Source organism: Claveliimonas sp., from assembly GCF_037273965.1.
GTDB classification, from domain to species: Bacteria; Bacillota; Clostridia; order Lachnospirales; family Lachnospiraceae; genus Claveliimonas; species Claveliimonas bilis.
The window spans coordinates 46,288-64,105 of the sequence record NZ_JAYAZJ010000081.1 but is presented as its reverse complement, the minus strand read 5'-3'; the positions used below and the strand labels follow the sequence as shown (position 1 = coordinate 64,105).

Sequence of the window (17,818 nt, the reverse complement as noted above, 5' to 3'; positions counted from 1 at the left end):
AGTGAGAATCTTTTAATAGTGTGGACCGCTTTTGGGCAGTGATACTTGCCAGACATACGAAAAAGAATTAAAATGAAGATCAGAAGACAATTCGGAGGGAAAACGGTATGGCAGAGGTGCGTAAAAGGATTCATTTTCAGGGATTAGTACAGGGTGTGGGCTTCCGATATAAGGCGAAATATCTGGCAAAATCCATGGGACTTACCGGCTGGGTGAGAAATGAGATGGATGGGACCGTTACTCTGGAAATACAGGGGCGTCCCCAGCTGGTAGATAAGCTTTTATACGGACTAAGCCATGACAGCTTTATCCGGATCGACTGGATGGATACAAAGGATCTTCCCCTGGAAGAAGATGAGAAAAGTTTCCGGGTACGGATGTAGGAAATATGCAAAAAAACCCACCGTAAAACGCAGTTTGACCCACCGTTTCATGCAATCTGACACGTAACACTTTTTAACTTTACTACGTGTCGAATAGAAGAAGGGAGAAGCTATGGCGAAGTATGTAATGGCACTGGATGCGGGCACAACGAGCAACCGCTGTATTTTATTTGACAAAGAGGGCAGGATCTGCAGCATGGCCCAAAAGGAGTTTACCCAGTATTTTCCGAAGCCCGGCTGGGTGGAGCATGATGCAGACGAGATCTGGTCCAGCCAGCTTGGAGTGGCAGTGGAAGCCATGAGCAAGATCGGAGCGGAGGCTTCGGACATTGCGGTGATCGGAATTACGAACCAGCGGGAAACAGTGATCGTATGGGACAAGATAACAGGAGAACCCATATGCCGTGCCATTGTCTGGCAGTGCAGGAGGACAGCAAAATTTTGTGATAAGCTGATCGCGGACGGCTGGGAGGAAAAGATCCGGCAGAAAACGGGATTGAAGATTGATGCTTATTTTTCCGCCACCAAGATCAAATGGATCCTGGATCATGTGGAAGGAGCCAGGGAAAAAGCGGAAAAAGGCCGGCTTTTATTCGGAACAGTAGAGACGTGGCTCATCTGGAAGCTGACAAAGGGGAAGATCCATGTCACCGATTATTCCAATGCTTCCAGAACCATGCTTTTTAATATCAACACCCTGCAGTGGGATGAAGAGATTTTGGCTCTTCTGGACATTCCGGCATCCATGCTGCCTAAGGTGAAACCGTCAAGCTATATTTACGGGGAGACAGATCCTTCTTATTTCGGAGGACGTATCCTCATTGGAGGTGCGGCCGGGGATCAGCAGTCGGCTCTGTTCGGACAGACCTGTTTTCAGCCGGGAGAGGCCAAAAACACATATGGGACGGGCGGGTTCCTTTTAATGAATACAGGAGAAAGCCCGGTATTTTCTGACAATGGACTGCTGACAACCATCGCCTGGGGGCTGGATGGAAGAATAAACTATGCCCTGGAAGGCTCGATCTTTGTGGCGGGCGCAGCGATCCAGTGGCTGCGGGATGAGATGAGGCTCATTGATTCAGCTGAGGATTCGGAGTATATGGCCGGAAAAGTGGAGGACACAAACGGATGTTATGTTGTGCCGGCCTTTACAGGACTGGGGGCGCCTCACTGGGATCCGTACGCAAGGGGAACCATTGTGGGAATTACAAGAGGCGTCAATAAATACCACATTATCCGTGCAACTTTGGAATCCCTTGCCTATCAGGTCAATGATGTGCTGAAAGCCATGGAGGCAGATTCCGGCATTACCTTAAGCGCTCTGAAAGTAGACGGCGGAGCCAGTGCAAATAACTTCCTTATGCAGGTGCAGGCAGACTTAAGCGGGGCGCCGGTAAACAGGCCGAAATGCGTAGAGACAACAGCGATGGGAGCAGCCTACCTGGCAGGGCTGGCAGCAGGCTTTTGGAGCAGTCAGGAGGAAATCCGGGAAAAATGGGCGTCAGACCGGGTATTTACTCCTCAGATTTCTGCAGAGCAAAGAGAAGAAAAACTGAAAGGCTGGAAAAGAGCAGTGCGGTATTCTTATGGCTGGGCAAAAGAGGATTGATTGTTAAAATACACAAATATAAATTGTTTTTGTGGACAAATATGTTGAAATATACTAAAATAGGTTTATTGAGGTATAGGACGGAGGTAAAATTATGAGACGAAATGTAATCGTAGGACAATCAGGAGGACCTACAGCGGCAATCAATTCCAGTCTTGCAGGAGTATATCGTACAGCGAAAGACAGAGGAGCCAACAAAGTGTACGGCATGCTCCACGGTGTACAGGGACTCCTTCAGGAGAGATATCTGGATCTTTCCGAATATATTACGACAGAACTTGACGCAGAGCTTTTAAAGAGGACACCGGCAGCGTTCCTTGGATCCTGCAGATATAAACTCCCGGAGATCCATGAAGACAGAGCGGTATATGAAAAAATCTTTGGAATATTGGATAAGCTGGATATCGAAGCCTTTATTTATATCGGAGGAAACGACTCCATGGATACGATCAAAAAGCTGTCCGATTATGCTATTGTGACAGGACATCCGACCCGTTTCATCGGCTGCCCGAAAACAATTGACAATGACCTTGCCCTGACAGACCATACGCCGGGTTACGGAAGTGCGGCAAAATATATTGGCACTTCTGTAAAAGAAATCATCCGGGACAGTTTCTGTCTGGAATACAGTAAAGGGCTGGTAAGTATTGTAGAAATTATGGGAAGAAATGCAGGCTGGCTGACTGGAGCGGCGGCGCTTTCCAAAGGAGAGGACTGCGAGGGACCGGATCTGATCTATCTGCCGGAGCTTTCTTTTGACCTGCAGGCATTCAGCGCAAAGGTAAAAGAGCTGCTTTCCCAGAAACCGTCTGTTGTAGTTGCAGTTTCAGAAGGAATCCGCACCGAAGACGGAACTTATGTATGTGAGCTTGGAAACAGTGTTGACTTTGTAGATGCGTTCGGTCATAAGCAGCTGTCCGGAACAGCGTCCTATCTTGCCAACTTTATTGCCGGTGAGATCGGATGTAAGACAAGGGCAATTGAACTTAGCACCCTTCAGCGTTCTGCTTCCCACGCAGCGTCCAGAGTGGATATCCTGGAAGCATATCAGGTGGGTGGTGCGGCAGTAAAGGCTGCAGATGAAGGAGATTCAGGAAAAATGGTAGTGCTCCAGAGACTGTCTGATGATCCATACCAGTGCGGAACAGAAGTAAAGGATGTTCATAAGATTGCCAACGATGAAAAACTCGTTCCAAGAGAATGGGTAAATGCAGAGGGAACAGGCGTGACAGATGAGTTTGTCGCTTATGTTCGTCCGCTGATCCAGGGTGATGTATCACCGGTTATGGTAGACGGAATCCCAAGACATTTGTTCCGGCCATATAATCTGTAAAATAGAAAGACCAATGAGAGTTCCGCTTGCGGAACTCTTTTTGTCCCTTTACAAATATTCGGAAAAAGGGATATAATAGCGTCGATACGATGAGGGAGAAGGAGGAGACGGATCATGAAAATGAAAAAAGCAGCAGCGGCCTTTCTGGCATTGACAATGACGGCCAGTATGCTGGCAGGCTGTGGAAATAATACAGAGGCCACACAGACAACAGAGGAAACGAAGCAGGAGACGGAAGCCGAACCGGTAGATGTCAATGTTACGGCTCTGAAAGGTCCCACTGCCATGGGAATGGTAAGGATGATGGACGAGTCTGACAAAGGAGAGATTGATACAGAAAACTATCATTTTAATATTGCCGCATCCATTGATGAGGTGACTCCTGCAATTTCACAGGGGAAAACCGATATTGCCGCAGTCCCGGCGAATGTAGCATCTGTGCTTTATAACAAAACGGAAGGCGATGTAAAGGTGCTTGCGATCAATACGCTGGGCGTTCTTTATATTGTAGAAAATGGAGATTCGATTCAATCTGCGGCAGATCTGAAAGGAAAGACGATCTATGCCAGCGGAAAGGGAGCCACTCCCGAATATGCGCTGAATTATATTCTGGAACAAAATGGAATTGATCCTGCGGCAGATGTGACGATTGAGTGGAAAAGCGAACATTCCGAATGTGTGGCAGCTCTTGCCCAGGATGCAGCAGGGATCGCAATGCTTCCACAGCCCTTTGTCACGACAGCTATGGCCAAGAATCCGAATCTGAAGGTGGCATTAGATCTGACAGAAGAGTGGGATAAACTTCAGGGAGAAGAAGAGGAGCAAAGTGCACTTCTTACCGGAGTCGTTGTGGTGCGCAGCGAGTTTGCCAAGGAGCATCCGGAAGCTGTTGCTGATTTTATGGAGCGTTATGAGACTTCCGTAGAGTATGTAAATGAAAATACAAAGGAAGCAGCACAGCTTGTAGGACAGTATGAGATTGTAACTGCTGATGTGGCCGAAAAAGCGCTTCCTGAATGTAATATCACTTATATAGACGGAGATGAAATGAAGGAGAAACTCTCCGGATATCTGTCCGTTTTACTGGAACAGAATCCGGAGTCTGTAGGAGGAAAACTGCCGAACGATGACTTCTACTACACAGAAGAATAAGAATAAAAGAAAAATAAAAATATGGGCAGTAGCCGTATGGCTTGTAATCTGGCAGGCCGTGAGTATGTGGATCGGACAGGAGATACTTCTGGTGTCTCCTGTCACTGTTCTGTCTGCCCTTGTAAAACTGGCGGCAAAAAGTGAATTTTGGCTGTCTATTGCATCCTCGCTGCTTCGGATCATGGGCGGATTTCTGCTGGCAGTTGTGACAGGGACCGGTCTGGCAGCCCTTGCAGCAGTGTCACGGAGAGTCCGGGAATTTCTGGAACCGTTTATTGTGACAGTGAAATCTATCCCGGTAGCTTCATTTGTAATTCTTGTGCTGATCTGGGTATCTTCGCGCAATCTTTCTGTTGTCATTTCCTTTTTAATGGTATTTCCTATTATTTATACCAATGTTCTGGACGGGATCAGCCATATGGATGTTCAGCTGAAAGAAATGGCAGATGTATTTCAGATTCCTGCCATGCAAAGAGTGCGGTGGATCTATCTTTCACAGATCATGCCCTTTTTCCGGACAGGGTGCTCTCTGGGACTGGGACTATGCTGGAAGGCAGGAGTGGCGGCGGAAGTGATCGGTATTCCCCAAAACTCCATCGGAGAGAATCTGTATAACGCAAAAATCTATCTGGATACAGCGGAACTCTTTGCATGGACTATAGTGATCATCTGTATCAGTGTGTTCTTTGAAAAGGGGTTTTTAAAACTGATCGATGTCCTTGTGAAATATTTGAACAGTATGGATAAAAGGTAATCCGTATGCAGAAGGAGAAAACAAAGCAGATGAAAAAAACAGCAGTAAAAGTGACAGGGCTTGGAAAACGTTATGGAAGCAATCAGGTGCTGAAGGAATTTTCCATGGAAGCAGAGCGGGGAAAAATAACCTGCATTATGGGAAGATCAGGCTGCGGAAAAACAACCCTCCTTAGGATCATGATGGGATTAGAGACAGCAGACGAGGGAGAATGCCGGGGGATGGGAGGTTTAAGAAAAAGCGCTGTCTTTCAGGAGGACAGGCTGTGTGAAAATTTAAGTGTGCTGGCAAATATCCGCCTTGTCTGTCCGGAAAAGACGAGAGAAGAAATCCTGCGGGAAATGAGGGCAGTAGATCTAACCGGAAGTGAAGATCAGATGGTCAGCCAGCTGTCGGGAGGAATGAAACGAAGGGTGGCAATCCTGCGTGCCCTTCTTGCGCCCTATGACATCCTGTTTCTGGATGAGCCTTTTAGGGGACTGGATAAGGAGACAGAGCAGAAAGTAATAGAATATACAAAAGAGAAATGTACAGGACGAACGGTGATCTTTGTGACTCATAAAGAGGAGGAAGCCCGGAGGATCGGAGCTGTACAGATTATAAAAATGAAAGAATAAAGATAAGGAATGAGACAATGACAAAACAAGAGAACCCATTGGGATACGAAAAAATATCAAAACTTCTAAGAGGATTTGCGATTCCAAGCATTATCGCCATGGTAGTGAGTTCGCTTTACAATATCGTGGATCAGATTTTTATCGGGCAGGGGGTCGGATATCTCGGAAACGCGGCAACAAATGTTTCTTACCCCCTTACGACCATTTGTCTTGCCATTGCCCTTTTGATCGGTATTGGAAGCGCTTCGCGGTTTTCCCTTCATCTGGGAGCCGGAGAGAAGGAAGACGCAGCTCGGGTGGTAGGGAACGGAATCAGTATGATGGTTGTTTTTGGCATCATATATGCTATAGTAATTGAGATTTTTCTGGATCCTCTCCTGACTGTTTTTGGAGCCACCGCGGAGATTATGCCCTATGCGAAAGAATATACGCGGATTATCGCACTTGGCATGCCTTTTTTGATCGTGACGAATGGCATGAGCAATTTGGCAAGGGCTGACGGAAGTCCCAAATATTCCATGACGTGTATGCTGATCGGTGCGGTTATCAATACGATCCTTGACCCGATCTTTATTTTTGTTTTTCATCTGGGAGTTGCAGGGGCAGCCTGGGCGACGATCATCGGCCAGTTCTGTTCATTTATTGCAGCAGTTTTGTATATCCGGAAATTCAAAAGTGTGGAAATCAAAGGAAAAGACATACGGTTGATTCCGAAGGAGTGTGGAAAAACAGCATCTCTTGGAATGAGCAACAGTTTAAATCAGCTGGCTATTACTTTTGTTCAGATTGTGCTGAATAATTCTCTGACCTTCTATGGGGCAGATTCGGCTTACGGCATGGAAATTCCTTTGGCTGCCTGTGGGATTGTAATGAAGACAAACGCGATCCTTCTTGCTTTTGTGATCGGAATCTCTCAGGGGTCGCAGCCCATTATCGGTTTCAATTATGGGGCGAAACAGTACGACAGGGTGCGGCAGACATACAAGCTGGCGATCGGAGCCAATCTGGCCATATCAGCAGTTGGATTTATCCTGTTTCAATTCTTCCCCTATCAGATCATTTCTCTTTTTGGAACGGGAGATCAATTGTATTTTGAATTTGCAGTGCGGTTTATGAGGATTTTCCTTTTTATGGTAATTGCAAATGGAGTCCAGGTTATTTCATCTAATTTCTTTTCAGCCATTGGGAAACCGGTAAAAGGTCTTGTACTGTCTATGACAAGGCAGGTCATTTTTCTGATTCCTTTCATTCTGATCCTTCCGCTGTTTATGGGGCTTGACGGAATCCTGTATGCCGGACCGGCAGCAGATACCATTGCTTTTATTACAACTGTTATACTGATCCGGCGGGAAATGCAACAGATGAAAAAACTTCAGCAGCAGAATCTTGAAACGGATCATTAGAAAAATGAAAAAAATGCTTGCATCCGAACAACAAATAAGTTAACATATAATAAAAATTATGTAAATAGGAGGTGAACGGATGCAGGAACAGACAGAATATGAAGTGTGGAAGCTTGTGGAAAATCAGGGGCGGTGCTACGCCAGTACGGACTGCGTTGGGGGAGTGACCCTTGCAGCGTATTTGAAACACCACCCTGTTGTGCCACAGGAGCTTCTTCTTCGCTGGATGAAAGAGATTCCGAGAGAATTGGAGAAATTCCATCGATGCCGGGGGAATCCCTGTTTTCAGTATGTGAACCCTTTCAGCATTATTATCGGTCCTGAAGGAACGGTACATCTTCTTAATCTGGAAAGCGGAAAGCAAAAAGAGCTTTTGAAAAAGATGAGAAGGCGGGAAGTGCGGGAAAGTTTCCAGAGAGAAGATAACAAGCATTACCAAAGAATCAGTATGTCAGACGATATTTATAGTCTGGGAAGAACTTATCAGTATGTTTTTGCGGCAGCAGATACCGCGCCTCCCATACGCAGGAGGGACAGGCGGAGACTTCAAAGGATCATTGCCGTATGTTTAAGTCAGGATCCCGGTCGGGAGACTGAAAGAAAATTCAAAAAACAGTATCATAATTTTCAAGAAATATCAGATCAATTTTCCAAAATACAAAGTGAGAATAAAAGAATATCAAAGAAAAAGCTGCTCTTTCCAATATTGGCAGCAGTGTTGCTGATCCTTTTTTTCGGCGCGGGGAGAAGTGTATTGGACGGCAAAGGCAGAATGAAAAAACAGCTGGAAAGAGAAGCGCAAAATCAGACAGAGAATCGGGAAAGTGAGAAACCGAGGCAGGCAGAAGATACTTTAGACAGACAGGAGGAGACAAAACTTAGATTTGACCTGGGATTTCTGTATTTTCTCGATCTGGAAGACTATGAAAAAAGCAGAGAAATTTTTGCCGGGGCAGCAAAGACGGAACCTCTCGGCGCATGCTATGAAAAACTTTCCGCCTATCTGGCTTCCGGGGAGGAAATGGAAGAAAAAGAGCTGGCAGATCTCCTGGGGCAGATAGAAGAGCAGATACCGGACAGGGAAGACTTTCGTTATTATTACAGTCTGCTTAGGGGATACAGGCATCTGACAACAGAAAGCGCCAAAAGACAGATCATAGAGATCAGCACACATTGTCTGGAACTGGAAGAATGGAAGGAGAAAGACGAGGAAGGCCGAAAACAGAAGGAGATTTTAAGAGAGCTGGCAGCGGCATATGAACAGCTGCAGGAAGCCGGGAAGGCTGCCGGAGTATATGAAGAGCTTCTGGATATGGAGGAAAGTTCAGAGCAAAGGGAACAGATCTATGAAAAGCTGGTGCTTCTATATGAAAAGAACAACGATCAGGAAAAAGCGTGGGAGGTCTGCAGTCAGGGCATAGAAGAGTTAAAGGATTCCGGGACGCTTCGGATACAGTTTATCCGTATGCAGTGTCAGAACAGCGGCACGGATCGGCAGATATGTGCGCAGACCATACAGAAATATCTGAAGGAGGTTCCCGGAATTGCTTCAGACGAAGAATTTAAGAAGCTGAAGGCAATCTATGATATAAAAGTGGAAGGAGAGAATGTATGGGTAGGAAGATAGCAGGGCAGCTTCTGGTACTTATTCTGCTTTTGGCGGTTTTGTACCGGCAGCAGGACATTTTTGCCCAGGATCCGGACAGCCGGGATGTCCGGGAGATTGGGGAGGAGCAGGAGAATGGGGAAGAGGAAGAAGGGGAGGAAGCCGAGCCGGATCCCCTTGTCCTCTACCGGGTAGAGTATGAGAAGCCGGAAGGAGAGACTTTGTATTATACGGCGCCTCCAACTGTAAAGATCACACATCCGGGGAAAAGAGGGGAGACAGTATTTTCTCTCCAGTCCGGAGACAGAAAAAAGGAAGGACGTCTGAAGGAAGGGGGAAGCGTTGCGGTGATCTCTCCGGAGGAATTTCAGGAAGGGACCAGTATTCTGGAAATATGGATGGAAGATGAAGGGAAAAAGATCCGGCATCAGCAAATTGAATTTAAAGTTGATACAACAGCACCAATAATGGCGGTGCAGCTTCCGGATACAGCCTGGCATCAGTACGAAGCCTGTGCGAAGGTGACAGCAGAAGACGGAGCCTTGGGAAGTGGGGTAAAAAACATTGTGTGCTATGTAAATGGACAGAAAACAGAAAATATTGATGGAGTAAATGCGGCAGAAGAGAAGGCGGAATTTCGGATCCGAGAGCATTCCAGCGGCGGCAAGGCAGTTGCTATCCGCATAGTGGCCTGGGATTATGCCGGAAATGCCGCAAGCTGGGAGGGCAGGGTCTTTATTGACCGTGCTTTCCCTATTGCTGAAATAAAGGGTGTGGCAGATTATACGGTTACGGGGAAGGATACAGAAGTTGTTTTTACGGTTTCCGATGATAATCTGTTAAAGACAGCAGATGTGCGTATTGTGAGAAGCGATCCGGAAGGAAAAGAAACATTAAGCAAAAACAAAGGCTGGTCTGAAGAGAAAGGAAAGAAGGTTTATCGTCAGAAGCTGACAGAGGAAGGAAAATATCAGCTGGAACTTCAGGCAGAGGATATGGCGGGATTTGCAGCCGGGGCAAAGGCACAGATTGTCATTGACAAAAAGGCACCTGTAATCTCAAAAGTCAGTGAAATGGATGGAAGGTATCTTAAAGAATTTTGTTGGAATTATCCAGAGACAGAATATATACAGGACTTTACCAGTTGCTCCTGCACTATGACGGTAGATGGCAGATTTTATTTTCCGGGACAGTCTCTGACAAAAGAAGGCAGGCATCAGATGAAGGTAGAAGCCGTAGATCAGGCAGGTAACCGGTCGGAAGCGAGGGCTGATTTTACCATCGATCACACAGCTCCGGATATTTTGATCCGGGGAATCACAGACGGGAAATCGTATGAGACAGAAGCCAATGCCGATATTCGTATCCGAGGAGAGAAAGACTGGCTTACGGCAGTTAAGGTAAATGGAAAGAGAGAAGTGCTGGCGGAAAAGAGCCGGAGCCATTCTGTGAATGTGAGAGGTGCCGGTATTTACGAGATCGAAGTCCAGGCGGAAGATGAAGCGAAGAATCAGGCAGTGGAGACAGTGATGATCGAAATTGTGCCGGAAGAGACGGCGGTTCAAAAACTTTTAGGACCGGTTCAAAAGGCACTCGGACTGGAGAGGGAAGTATTTGAAAAGGATGAACAAAAGAAAGAAAAAGACAGCAGCAATGCAGCAGATCCGGTGACTTTTTTCCTTGCGCTGCCGGCAGCGGCAGGTATTGGAATCGGAGTAAGACATTTGCTAAGAAAAAAGAAGAAACTGTGAGAGTTGCGGTATGTGGAATATCAGCAAATAATAAAAGGCATCAAAAAATGGAGTATACGGGACTTGAACCCGTGACCTTCACACTGCCAGTGTGACGCGCTCCCAACTGCGCTAATACCCCATAAGAAAAGTATAGCATGACTGTGAGAAAAATCAAGGCTGAATGATTATGAAAATCTTATGGGAAAAAGGAATAGAAGTTGCAATTTTACATGAAAAATAATATAATTCTCTTATATTTCAACAGTTATTCCAACAGTGAAAAATACGTGGAAATTCAAAGGAGACACATATATGAAGAAACGAGTTGTAGTTGCCCTGGGACATCGGGCGCTGGGAACCACATTGCCAGAACAAAAAGAGGCGGTAAAGCATACTGCCAAAGCAATTGCCGGATTGGTGGAGGAAGGATATCAGGTTGCGATCACGCACAGCAATGCCCCGCAGGTGGGGATGATCCATACTGCAATGAACGAATTTGGAAAGGTGCATCAGGATTATACTCCGGCTCCAATGTCTGTCTGCTCAGCCATGAGCCAGGGGTATATTGGGTACGACTTACAAAATGCCATCCGGGAAGAGTTGTTGAACCGGGGGATTTATCGCACAGTCAGCACAATCCTTACACAGGTGATTGTTGATCCCTATGATGAAGCGTTCTATACTCCTACAAAAGTACTGGGGCGTTATATGACGAAAGAAGAAGCGGAAGAGGAGAAAAAGAAAGGAAACTATGTGGTGGAAGAGCCGGGCAAAGGTTTCCGCCGGGTCGTTTCAGCACCCAACCCGGTAAAGATCGTAGAGATTGATGCAATAAAAACATTAATTGATGCCGGACAGTTGGTTATTGCATGCGGCGGAGGCGGAATCCCTGTAATGCAGCTGGATCATCGTCTGAAAGGAGCAAGTGCCGTCATTGAAAAAGACCTGGCAGCAGGCAAGTTGGCAGAAGAGATTGACGCGGATGAGCTGATCATTCTCACAAGTGTAGAGAAAGTAAGAATTAATCTTGATACGCCAAATGAGTCGGAGATCGGATGCATTTCCGTGGCAGAAGCAAAACAATATATGGCAGAAGGGCATTTTGGCAAACATAATATGCTGCCGAAATTCCGGGCTTCTGTGGAATTTATTGAAAAGCGGGAAGGAAGGATCGCCCTGATTACTTCTCTGGAAAAACTGAAAGACGGACTGCGGGGAAGAACAGGAACGATCATAAAATAAGAGTACCTGGTTTGAGAAAATAAAAAACAAAAGAAAACACTCTGTCAGAATGCGGAAATTGCAGATGGCAGAGTGTTTTTTTTAACAGAATACATTTTTCTATTGACAAATTTCTCGGGGGAGGGTATATACTTGTATTAAGTCAGTGGCACAATAGAGGGAGGAGAGCAGACATGGTTGAGATTAAGAATCTGACAAAAATTTATAAGCTGAACAAGAAACAGATGGCGGAATCTCATACAAAAGATCCGTATAAAAGAGCGGTGGACGGTTTAAGTCTCACTGCAAAGCCGGGAGAAATATATGGTCTCCTGGGTCCGAATGGGGCAGGGAAAACGACAACCCTGCGTTGTATTTCAACGATCATTAAACCCACAGAGGGGCAGATTTATGTAGATGGGCATGAGGTTCAGGAGGAGCCGGAGGAGGTACAGAGGCGTATCGGTTTCCTGACAAGTGATATTAAACTGGACGAGCAGTTTGACCCGGATTATATGTTCCGGTTTTTCGGAAGACTCCATAAGGTGCCGGAAGACATGCTGGAAAAGAGAAGACAGGAACTTTTCTCTTATTTTGGAATTGAAGAGTTTGCTCATAAGAGGATCAAAGAGCTGTCCACCGGTATGAAACAGAAAGCTGCCATTGCAGTAAGTCTGGTACATGATCCGGATATCGTTATTTTTGACGAGCCTACAAACGGTCTTGATATTGTGACTGCCAGAGGCGTGACAGATTATCTGAAGAAATTGAAGGAAGAAGGAAAATTAGTGATCATTTCTACGCATATTATGTCAGAAGCAGAAAAGCTTTGTGACCGCATCGGCATGATCATTGATGGAAAGAAAGAAGCGGAGGGGACGCTTCATGAACTCCTTTCCTGCACGGGAGCCCATGATCTTGAAGACGCGTTCTTTCAATTGTATACAGCAGCAGGGAAGGGGGAGATGTAGATGAACGGCATAAAACAGATTTTCGGAAAAGAGATGGCGAGAATTTTTAAAGACCGGAAAATGGTATTTTCTGTCTTTCTGCTGCCGGTTCTTATCATGGTAGTGATTCTTACGATCATCAGTAATCTTGCAGAGAATATGGAAGAGGATCTGGAAGAACATCAGGAAATTGTCTATATTCAGAATCAGCCGGAAACTTTTCAGGCGTTTTTAGAGTCAGGCGAGTATGATTACGATCTGAAAGAGGTGAAAAATGACGGACAAAGAAAGCAGGCAGAAGATGAAATCCTGCAGGGAACGGCCGATCTAATTATTGAATTTCCGGAAAATTTTGATTCTGCGATCAGTCAGTACGAGTCGGGAGATGAGATTCCACAGATCAAGACTTACTATAATCCATCAGAAGATTATTCTGCACAGGCTTACCAGGAGATTTCAGGAGGAACTCTGGAAGCTTACCGTCAGGTGCTTCTGGCAGGAAGAATGGGAAATGCGGAGGCAACTATAGTATTCACCGTAAATTCAGACAATGACAGGATGGAAATACAGGATGAGGATAAAGCAAGCGGAAAAGCCCTTGGGCTGATGCTTCCTTACTTTATTACAATACTGCTGTTTGCAGGAGCTATGGGAATCGGTGCAGATATGATTGCCGGTGAAAAAGAGCGGGGAACTATGGCGAGCCTTTTGGTCGCTCCTATCAAGCGGACTTCTATTGTACTTGGAAAAGTATTTGCCCTTATGGTAATATCGGGGATTTCTTCCCTGATCTATGTAGCAGTAATGGTTATCTGCATGCCGCTGATGATGAGATCCATGACAGGAACAAGCGGCGGAAGCCTGAATCTGCAGATGGATGTGGAACAGACGGTTATGCTGGCTCTTCTCCTTGTTGCAATCGCATTTTTATATGCAGCTATTGTAGCGCTTATTTCCGTATTTGCGAAGACAACAAAAGAGGCAACCAGCTATATTACGCCGGTTTATATGCTTGTCCTTGTAATCGGACTTCTCACTATGTTCCAGACCGGAACGCCGGATCCTTCCAGGTATTACATTCCGATCTACAACAGTGCACTGGCGCTGCAGGGAATCCTGGCAAAAGACATTACGGTGATGCAGTATATAGTAACGCTGGCGGAAACACTGGTTGTAGGAGGAGTACTTACAGCTTGTATTGCCCGTGCCTTTAAAAGTGAAAAAGTGATGGCGCCTTAACACCTATTTGCCTTTTTTGCATAAAATAGCAGAAGAGGTGATAAAATGCGGCTTTGCGACTTTCAGCAAAAAGAAGTGATCAATGCATGCGACTGCAGAAAGTTAGGGTATGTGGCGGATCTTGTCTTTGATGAATGCAGCGGATGTATAGAATCCATTATTGTCCCCAAAGGGGGGAAATTGTGCGGATGGTTTGGAGACGGCGGGGAATATGTAATTCCGTTTTGCTGCATCCAGAAAATCGGTCCGGATATTATTCTGGTAGAAGTACATGAAGAAAAACACCACAGACAAAAGTAAAAAAATTGACAATTTCTATTCGGGGGTTATATACTGGAGATATAATCAGAAGAAAGGACGTAAGCCAAGATGAAATGCCCATATTGCAGCCATCCGGATACCAGAGTGATCGATTCCAGACCGGCGGAGGACGGAAATTCCATTCGCAGAAGACGTTCCTGCGACGTCTGCGGAAAACGGTTCACTACATATGAAAAAGTCGAAACGATCCCTCTGATCATCATTAAGAAGGATAATAACAGAGAGCAGTATAACCGCGGGAAAATAGAATCGGGAGTACTTCGTGCCTGCTATAAACGGCCGGTTTCAGCAGAAGAGATACAGAAATGTATCGATCACATTGAAACAGAAATTTTCAGCCTTGAGGAAAAAGAAATTCCCAGCAGCACGATTGGAGAGATCGTAATGGATGAGCTGAAAAAACTGGATGAAGTGGCCTATGTCAGATTCGCTTCCGTATATCGTGAATTTAAAGATGTCAACACATTCATGGATGAAATAAAGAAAATTCTGGATCGGGGAAATGCTTAAGAAATGAATTGCGTATCCCCGGGGAAAGTGATAAGATAAAAGAAGAAGCATGAAATGGCTTCTTCTTTTGTTATAAAAATTTCAATGGAAATTCAGATAGATTGGGTGAGTGATATGAGAAACTATAAGCTGACGATTGCCTATGACGGCAGCCGTTACCAGGGATGGCAGCGGCAGGCGACCACAGACAATACGATCCAGTATATCATAGAGTGGAGCCTTGGAAAAATTGTGGGATACCGGGTTCAGGTGGACGGATCCGGGAGGACAGATAGCGGCGTACACGCCAGAGGACAGGTGGCCAGTGTAAAGTTGTCAGGACTCTACGATCCGGAAGAATTGAAGGAATCTCTGAATCGCTATCTGCCGGAAGATATCCGTATCTTGAAAGTAGAGCTGGTGAAAAACAATTTCCATGCCCGAAAAAGCGCAAAGGGAAAAAAGTATGAATACTATATTGACTGCAGGGAGAAGCCGGATGTATTTTCCCGCAGATATTGTTATCATTATCCCGAAAAACTGGATATAGAGGCAATGAGAGATGCGACAAAATATCTGATCGGCGTCAAGAATTTTGTCAGTTTTACAGATAATAAAGATACAAATGATACCGTACGTAAAATTTATAATATCAAGATCGTACGTTCCGGAGAAAAGGTGCGGATTACCTACTATGGTTCGGGATTTTTGTATCATATGGTGCGGATCCTGACAGGAACGCTGCTGGAAGTGGGGACAGGCAGGAGAGATGCATCCAAGCTTCCGGTAGTGATCGCAGCGGAGGACAGAAGTCTTGCCGGATTCCTTGCTCCGGCCAGGGGATTGTTTTTAAGAAAAGTATATTATTAACTGCCGCCTGCCACAGGCAGATACGACAGAAGGGAGAACAAAAGATGAAATTTGTTTCATGGAATGTAAATGGGATCCGCGCGTGTGTGCAGAAAGGCTTCATGGATTTTTTTAAAGAAGCGGACGCAGATATTTTCTGTATACAGGAGACAAAAATGCAGGAGGGACAGCTTGTCCTTGAAACACCGGGATATCACCAGTATTGGAACTATGCGGTGAAGAAGGGGTATTCCGGCACAGCGGTATTTACCAGGGAGGAACCCATTTCTGTATCCTATGGAATCGGAATAGAAGAGCACGATCAGGAAGGCCGGGTAATCACTCTGGAGTTTCCTGACTACTATTTTATTACGGTATATACTCCCAATTCACAGAATGAGCTGGCCAGGCTGCCGTATCGGATGCATTGGGAAGAAGATTTCCTGGCTTATCTGAAGAAGCTGGAAGAGAAAAAGCCGGTTGTTTTCTGTGGAGATCTGAATGTGGCTCATAAGGAGATCGATCTGAAAAATCCTAAGACAAACCGAAAGAATGCAGGTTTTACTGACGAGGAGAGGGAGAAATTTACCGCCCTTCTGGATGCAGGATTCATTGATACCTTCCGCTATTTTTATCCGGATCAGGAGGGTATTTATTCCTGGTGGTCCTACCGGTTTAAAGCAAGAGAGAAGAATGCAGGGTGGCGCATTGATTATTTCTGTGTGTCTGCTTGTCTGGAAAACCGCTTGAAAAATGCAGAAATATTGACAGATATCATGGGCTCGGATCACTGCCCGGTTGTATTGGAGATGGAGTAGATATGAAAATAGAACGCGAACATACAGCAGCAATTGTAATTGATTACCAGGAAAAACTGGTTCCGGCAATGTCGGGAAAAGAAGGTCTCATCGAAAATTCATCGATCCTTCTTGCAGGACTTTGCACTTTGGATGTGCCTGTATTTCTGACCCAGCAGTATACCAGGGGGCTGGGGGCCACTGTAAAGGAGATCAGGGAGGCTGCCCGTACAGAGGAATTTGTGGAGAAGATCCGCTTCAGCGCTTATGAAGATGTTCTAAAAGAATGTCCGTCCATACAGGAGAAGAAATATATTATCCTGTGCGGAATCGAGGCCCATATCTGTGTGCTCCAGACTTTGATCGATCTGCGCGCGCACGGATATATTCCGGTTCTTGTGACAGACTGCATTTCCAGCAGAAAAGATACGGACAAAGAGATGGCGATTCTGCGCGCACAGGAGGAAGGGGCTGTGCTGACAACATATGAAGCCCTGCTTTTTGAGCTTCTCGGCGCAGCGGGTACAGAGGAGAGTAAAAAAATCCAGAGGCTGGTAAAATAAAAAAGAAGAAAAAATGGAGGGTATATCATCAGATATACCCTCCGTCTATTCCTATGATCTGTCCGGTGAGATAATCGGGAGCTTGGGAAAGATCCCAGACAAGCCGGGCGACTTCTTCAGGGCGGCCGAATCTGCCGGAAGGGATATCTTCTTCCAGAGTCTGCCGTTCCCTGGCGTCCAACTGGCTGTTCATGGCAGTATCAATGACGCCGCATGCGACAGCGTTTACCTGAATGTTGCTGGGGGCCAGCTCTTTTGCCAGCGCCCGTGTCAGACCGTGCACTCCTGATTTGGAAGCGGAATAGGCAGCTTCGCAGGAAGCGCCGCTGGTTCCCCACATGGAAGAAATATTGATGATCCGACCCTGTTTTCTTGTTATCATAGGGGGAACGGCACTGCGGCAGCAATAAAATACAGAAGAAAGATTTGTGTTGATAATATCCTGCCACTGCTGATCAGTCATATCCGTGAGAAGCCCGATGTGGGCGATGCCGGCGTTGTTGATGAGAACATCCAGGCAGGGACATATCTGATAAATTGCATCAAAGATCTGCCGCACATCTTCGGGGTTCCCCACATCACCGGGGAGAATCGTGCAGCTTCCGGGAGTTTCGCTTTGGATCTTCTTTTCTACTTCCTGAAGCTCCAGGAAAGAGCGGCGGCAGTTGAGAAAAATATGCCATCCCATACGGGCAAAAAGAAGGGCGCATGCTCTTCCGATGCCGCGGGAAGCCCCGGTAATCAACACAAAATGTTCGGCAGAAGAAGTGTATGTTTTCATATGACAGCTCCTTTTTGA

18 protein-coding genes and 1 tRNA gene are annotated in these 17,818 nt (G+C 45.9%); 17 read left to right on the top strand and 2 right to left on the bottom strand.

The annotated features are described in order from the left end of the window. Window positions 1–107: 107 nt before the first annotated feature. The 9 genes from WJ238_RS07485 to WJ238_RS07445 all read left to right on the top strand — a co-directional run bounded on the left by WJ238_RS07485 (window position 108) and on the right by WJ238_RS07445 (window position 10,608). Window positions 108–383 (top strand): acylphosphatase, encoded by a 276-nt coding sequence (locus WJ238_RS07485; RefSeq protein ID WP_230106909.1) that lies wholly within the window; start codon window positions 108–110, stop codon window positions 381–383. A gap of 112 nt (window positions 384–495) precedes the next feature. After that, window positions 496–1,992 (top strand): glycerol kinase GlpK, encoded by a 1,497-nt coding sequence (gene glpK, locus WJ238_RS07480; RefSeq protein WP_230106908.1) that lies wholly within the window; start codon window positions 496–498, stop codon window positions 1,990–1,992. 94 nt (window positions 1,993–2,086) lie between these two features. Continuing rightward, on the top strand, window positions 2,087–3,325 hold the full coding sequence (locus WJ238_RS07475) for a 6-phosphofructokinase (RefSeq protein ID WP_337606578.1): 1,239 nt from the start codon (window positions 2,087–2,089) through the stop codon (window positions 3,323–3,325). A 120-nt stretch (window positions 3,326–3,445) separates the two neighbouring features. Beyond that, window positions 3,446–4,477, top strand: a complete 1,032-nt coding sequence (locus WJ238_RS07470; RefSeq protein WP_256193392.1) for an ABC transporter substrate-binding protein — start codon at window positions 3,446–3,448, stop codon at window positions 4,475–4,477. After that, the gene (locus WJ238_RS07465; RefSeq protein ID WP_256193352.1) at window positions 4,452–5,231 is read left to right on the top strand and encodes an ABC transporter permease; all 780 of its coding nucleotides are present in this window, start codon (window positions 4,452–4,454) and stop codon (window positions 5,229–5,231) included. Before WJ238_RS07470 ends, WJ238_RS07465 begins: the two co-directional genes overlap by 26 nt. 29 nt (window positions 5,232–5,260) lie before the next feature. Beyond that, a complete protein-coding gene (locus WJ238_RS07460; protein WP_316266302.1) occupies window positions 5,261–5,848 on the top strand; it encodes an ATP-binding cassette domain-containing protein in 588 nt (195 codons plus the stop codon). A 17-nt stretch (window positions 5,849–5,865) separates the two neighbouring features. Next, complete coding sequence (locus tag WJ238_RS07455) at window positions 5,866–7,251, top strand: MATE family efflux transporter (RefSeq protein WP_316266303.1); 1,386 nt, start codon at window positions 5,866–5,868, stop codon at window positions 7,249–7,251. 79 nt (window positions 7,252–7,330) lie between these two features. Further along, complete coding sequence (locus WJ238_RS07450) at window positions 7,331–8,878, top strand: tetratricopeptide repeat protein (protein WP_337606576.1); 1,548 nt, start codon at window positions 7,331–7,333, stop codon at window positions 8,876–8,878. Continuing rightward, the gene (locus WJ238_RS07445) at window positions 8,863–10,608 is read left to right on the top strand and encodes a hypothetical protein (RefSeq protein ID WP_337606575.1); all 1,746 of its coding nucleotides are present in this window, start codon (window positions 8,863–8,865) and stop codon (window positions 10,606–10,608) included. Before WJ238_RS07450 ends, WJ238_RS07445 begins: the two co-directional genes overlap by 16 nt. A 48-nt stretch (window positions 10,609–10,656) precedes the next feature. Here WJ238_RS07445 and WJ238_RS07440 read toward each other — a convergent pair. After that, window positions 10,657–10,729, bottom strand: a tRNA-Ala gene (locus tag WJ238_RS07440). 173 nt (window positions 10,730–10,902) lie between these two features. Between WJ238_RS07440 and WJ238_RS07435 the strand changes: the two genes are divergently transcribed. The 8 genes from WJ238_RS07435 to WJ238_RS07400 all read left to right on the top strand — a co-directional run bounded on the left by WJ238_RS07435 (window position 10,903) and on the right by WJ238_RS07400 (window position 17,019). Next, on the top strand, window positions 10,903–11,832 hold the full coding sequence (locus tag WJ238_RS07435; RefSeq protein ID WP_230106901.1) for a carbamate kinase: 930 nt from the start codon (window positions 10,903–10,905) through the stop codon (window positions 11,830–11,832). A gap of 173 nt (window positions 11,833–12,005) precedes the next feature. After that, entirely contained in the window at window positions 12,006–12,782 is a 777-nt protein-coding gene (locus WJ238_RS07430) for an ABC transporter ATP-binding protein (protein ID WP_230106900.1), read from the top strand. Beyond that, on the top strand, window positions 12,783–14,000 hold the full coding sequence (locus tag WJ238_RS07425; protein ID WP_230106899.1) for an ABC transporter permease: 1,218 nt from the start codon (window positions 12,783–12,785) through the stop codon (window positions 13,998–14,000). A gap of 45 nt (window positions 14,001–14,045) precedes the next feature. After that, window positions 14,046–14,300 carry a PRC-barrel domain-containing protein gene (locus WJ238_RS07420; protein ID WP_230106898.1) on the top strand — a complete coding sequence of 85 codons (255 nt, stop codon included), beginning with the start codon at window positions 14,046–14,048 and terminating at the stop codon, window positions 14,298–14,300. Window positions 14,301–14,369: 69 nt separating this feature from the next. Further along, entirely contained in the window at window positions 14,370–14,831 is a 462-nt protein-coding gene (gene nrdR / locus WJ238_RS07415) for a transcriptional regulator NrdR (protein WP_230106897.1), read from the top strand. 114 nt (window positions 14,832–14,945) lie between these two features. Then, on the top strand, window positions 14,946–15,680 hold the full coding sequence (gene truA, locus WJ238_RS07410; protein WP_230106896.1) for a tRNA pseudouridine(38-40) synthase TruA: 735 nt from the start codon (window positions 14,946–14,948) through the stop codon (window positions 15,678–15,680). A gap of 44 nt (window positions 15,681–15,724) precedes the next feature. Beyond that, complete coding sequence (xth, locus tag WJ238_RS07405; RefSeq protein ID WP_337606573.1) at window positions 15,725–16,477, top strand: exodeoxyribonuclease III; 753 nt, start codon at window positions 15,725–15,727, stop codon at window positions 16,475–16,477. Window positions 16,478–16,479: 2 nt separating this feature from the next. Then, a complete protein-coding gene (locus tag WJ238_RS07400; RefSeq protein ID WP_337606572.1) occupies window positions 16,480–17,019 on the top strand; it encodes an isochorismatase family protein in 540 nt (179 codons plus the stop codon). 28 nt (window positions 17,020–17,047) lie between these two features. On the opposite strand, the gene ymfI is transcribed toward WJ238_RS07400, so the two are convergent. Beyond that, the gene (ymfI, locus tag WJ238_RS07395) at window positions 17,048–17,800 is read right to left on the bottom strand and encodes an elongation factor P 5-aminopentanone reductase (RefSeq protein WP_337606571.1); all 753 of its coding nucleotides are present in this window, start codon (window positions 17,798–17,800) and stop codon (window positions 17,048–17,050) included. Window positions 17,801–17,818: the final 18 nt, after the last annotated feature.

What these genes read in the sequence shown, in the direction of transcription:
- WJ238_RS07425 (WP_230106899.1), top strand. Translation starts at nt 12,783, where the DNA reads ATGAACGGCATAAAACAGATTTTCGGAAAAGAGATGGCGAGAATTTTT.
- WJ238_RS07430 (WP_230106900.1), top strand. Translation starts at nt 12,006, where the DNA reads ATGGTTGAGATTAAGAATCTGACAAAAATTTATAAGCTGAACAAGAAA.
- WJ238_RS07465 (WP_256193352.1), top strand. Translation starts at nt 4,452, where the DNA reads ATGACTTCTACTACACAGAAGAATAAGAATAAAAGAAAAATAAAAATA.
- ymfI (WP_337606571.1), bottom strand. Translation starts at nt 17,800, where the DNA reads ATGAAAACATACACTTCTTCTGCCGAACATTTTGTGTTGATTACCGGG.
- WJ238_RS07475 (WP_337606578.1), top strand. Translation starts at nt 2,087, where the DNA reads ATGAGACGAAATGTAATCGTAGGACAATCAGGAGGACCTACAGCGGCA.
- truA (WP_230106896.1), top strand. Translation starts at nt 14,946, where the DNA reads ATGAGAAACTATAAGCTGACGATTGCCTATGACGGCAGCCGTTACCAG.
- WJ238_RS07420 (WP_230106898.1), top strand. Translation starts at nt 14,046, where the DNA reads ATGCGGCTTTGCGACTTTCAGCAAAAAGAAGTGATCAATGCATGCGAC.
- WJ238_RS07445 (WP_337606575.1), top strand. Translation starts at nt 8,863, where the DNA reads ATGGGTAGGAAGATAGCAGGGCAGCTTCTGGTACTTATTCTGCTTTTG.
- nrdR (WP_230106897.1), top strand. Translation starts at nt 14,370, where the DNA reads ATGAAATGCCCATATTGCAGCCATCCGGATACCAGAGTGATCGATTCC.
- xth (WP_337606573.1), top strand. Translation starts at nt 15,725, where the DNA reads ATGAAATTTGTTTCATGGAATGTAAATGGGATCCGCGCGTGTGTGCAG.
- WJ238_RS07435 (WP_230106901.1), top strand. Translation starts at nt 10,903, where the DNA reads ATGAAGAAACGAGTTGTAGTTGCCCTGGGACATCGGGCGCTGGGAACC.
- WJ238_RS07485 (WP_230106909.1), top strand. Translation starts at nt 108, where the DNA reads ATGGCAGAGGTGCGTAAAAGGATTCATTTTCAGGGATTAGTACAGGGT.
- WJ238_RS07460 (WP_316266302.1), top strand. Translation starts at nt 5,261, where the DNA reads ATGAAAAAAACAGCAGTAAAAGTGACAGGGCTTGGAAAACGTTATGGA.
- WJ238_RS07400 (WP_337606572.1), top strand. Translation starts at nt 16,480, where the DNA reads ATGAAAATAGAACGCGAACATACAGCAGCAATTGTAATTGATTACCAG.
- WJ238_RS07450 (WP_337606576.1), top strand. Translation starts at nt 7,331, where the DNA reads ATGCAGGAACAGACAGAATATGAAGTGTGGAAGCTTGTGGAAAATCAG.
- glpK (WP_230106908.1), top strand. Translation starts at nt 496, where the DNA reads ATGGCGAAGTATGTAATGGCACTGGATGCGGGCACAACGAGCAACCGC.
- WJ238_RS07470 (WP_256193392.1), top strand. Translation starts at nt 3,446, where the DNA reads ATGAAAAAAGCAGCAGCGGCCTTTCTGGCATTGACAATGACGGCCAGT.
- WJ238_RS07455 (WP_316266303.1), top strand. Translation starts at nt 5,866, where the DNA reads ATGACAAAACAAGAGAACCCATTGGGATACGAAAAAATATCAAAACTT.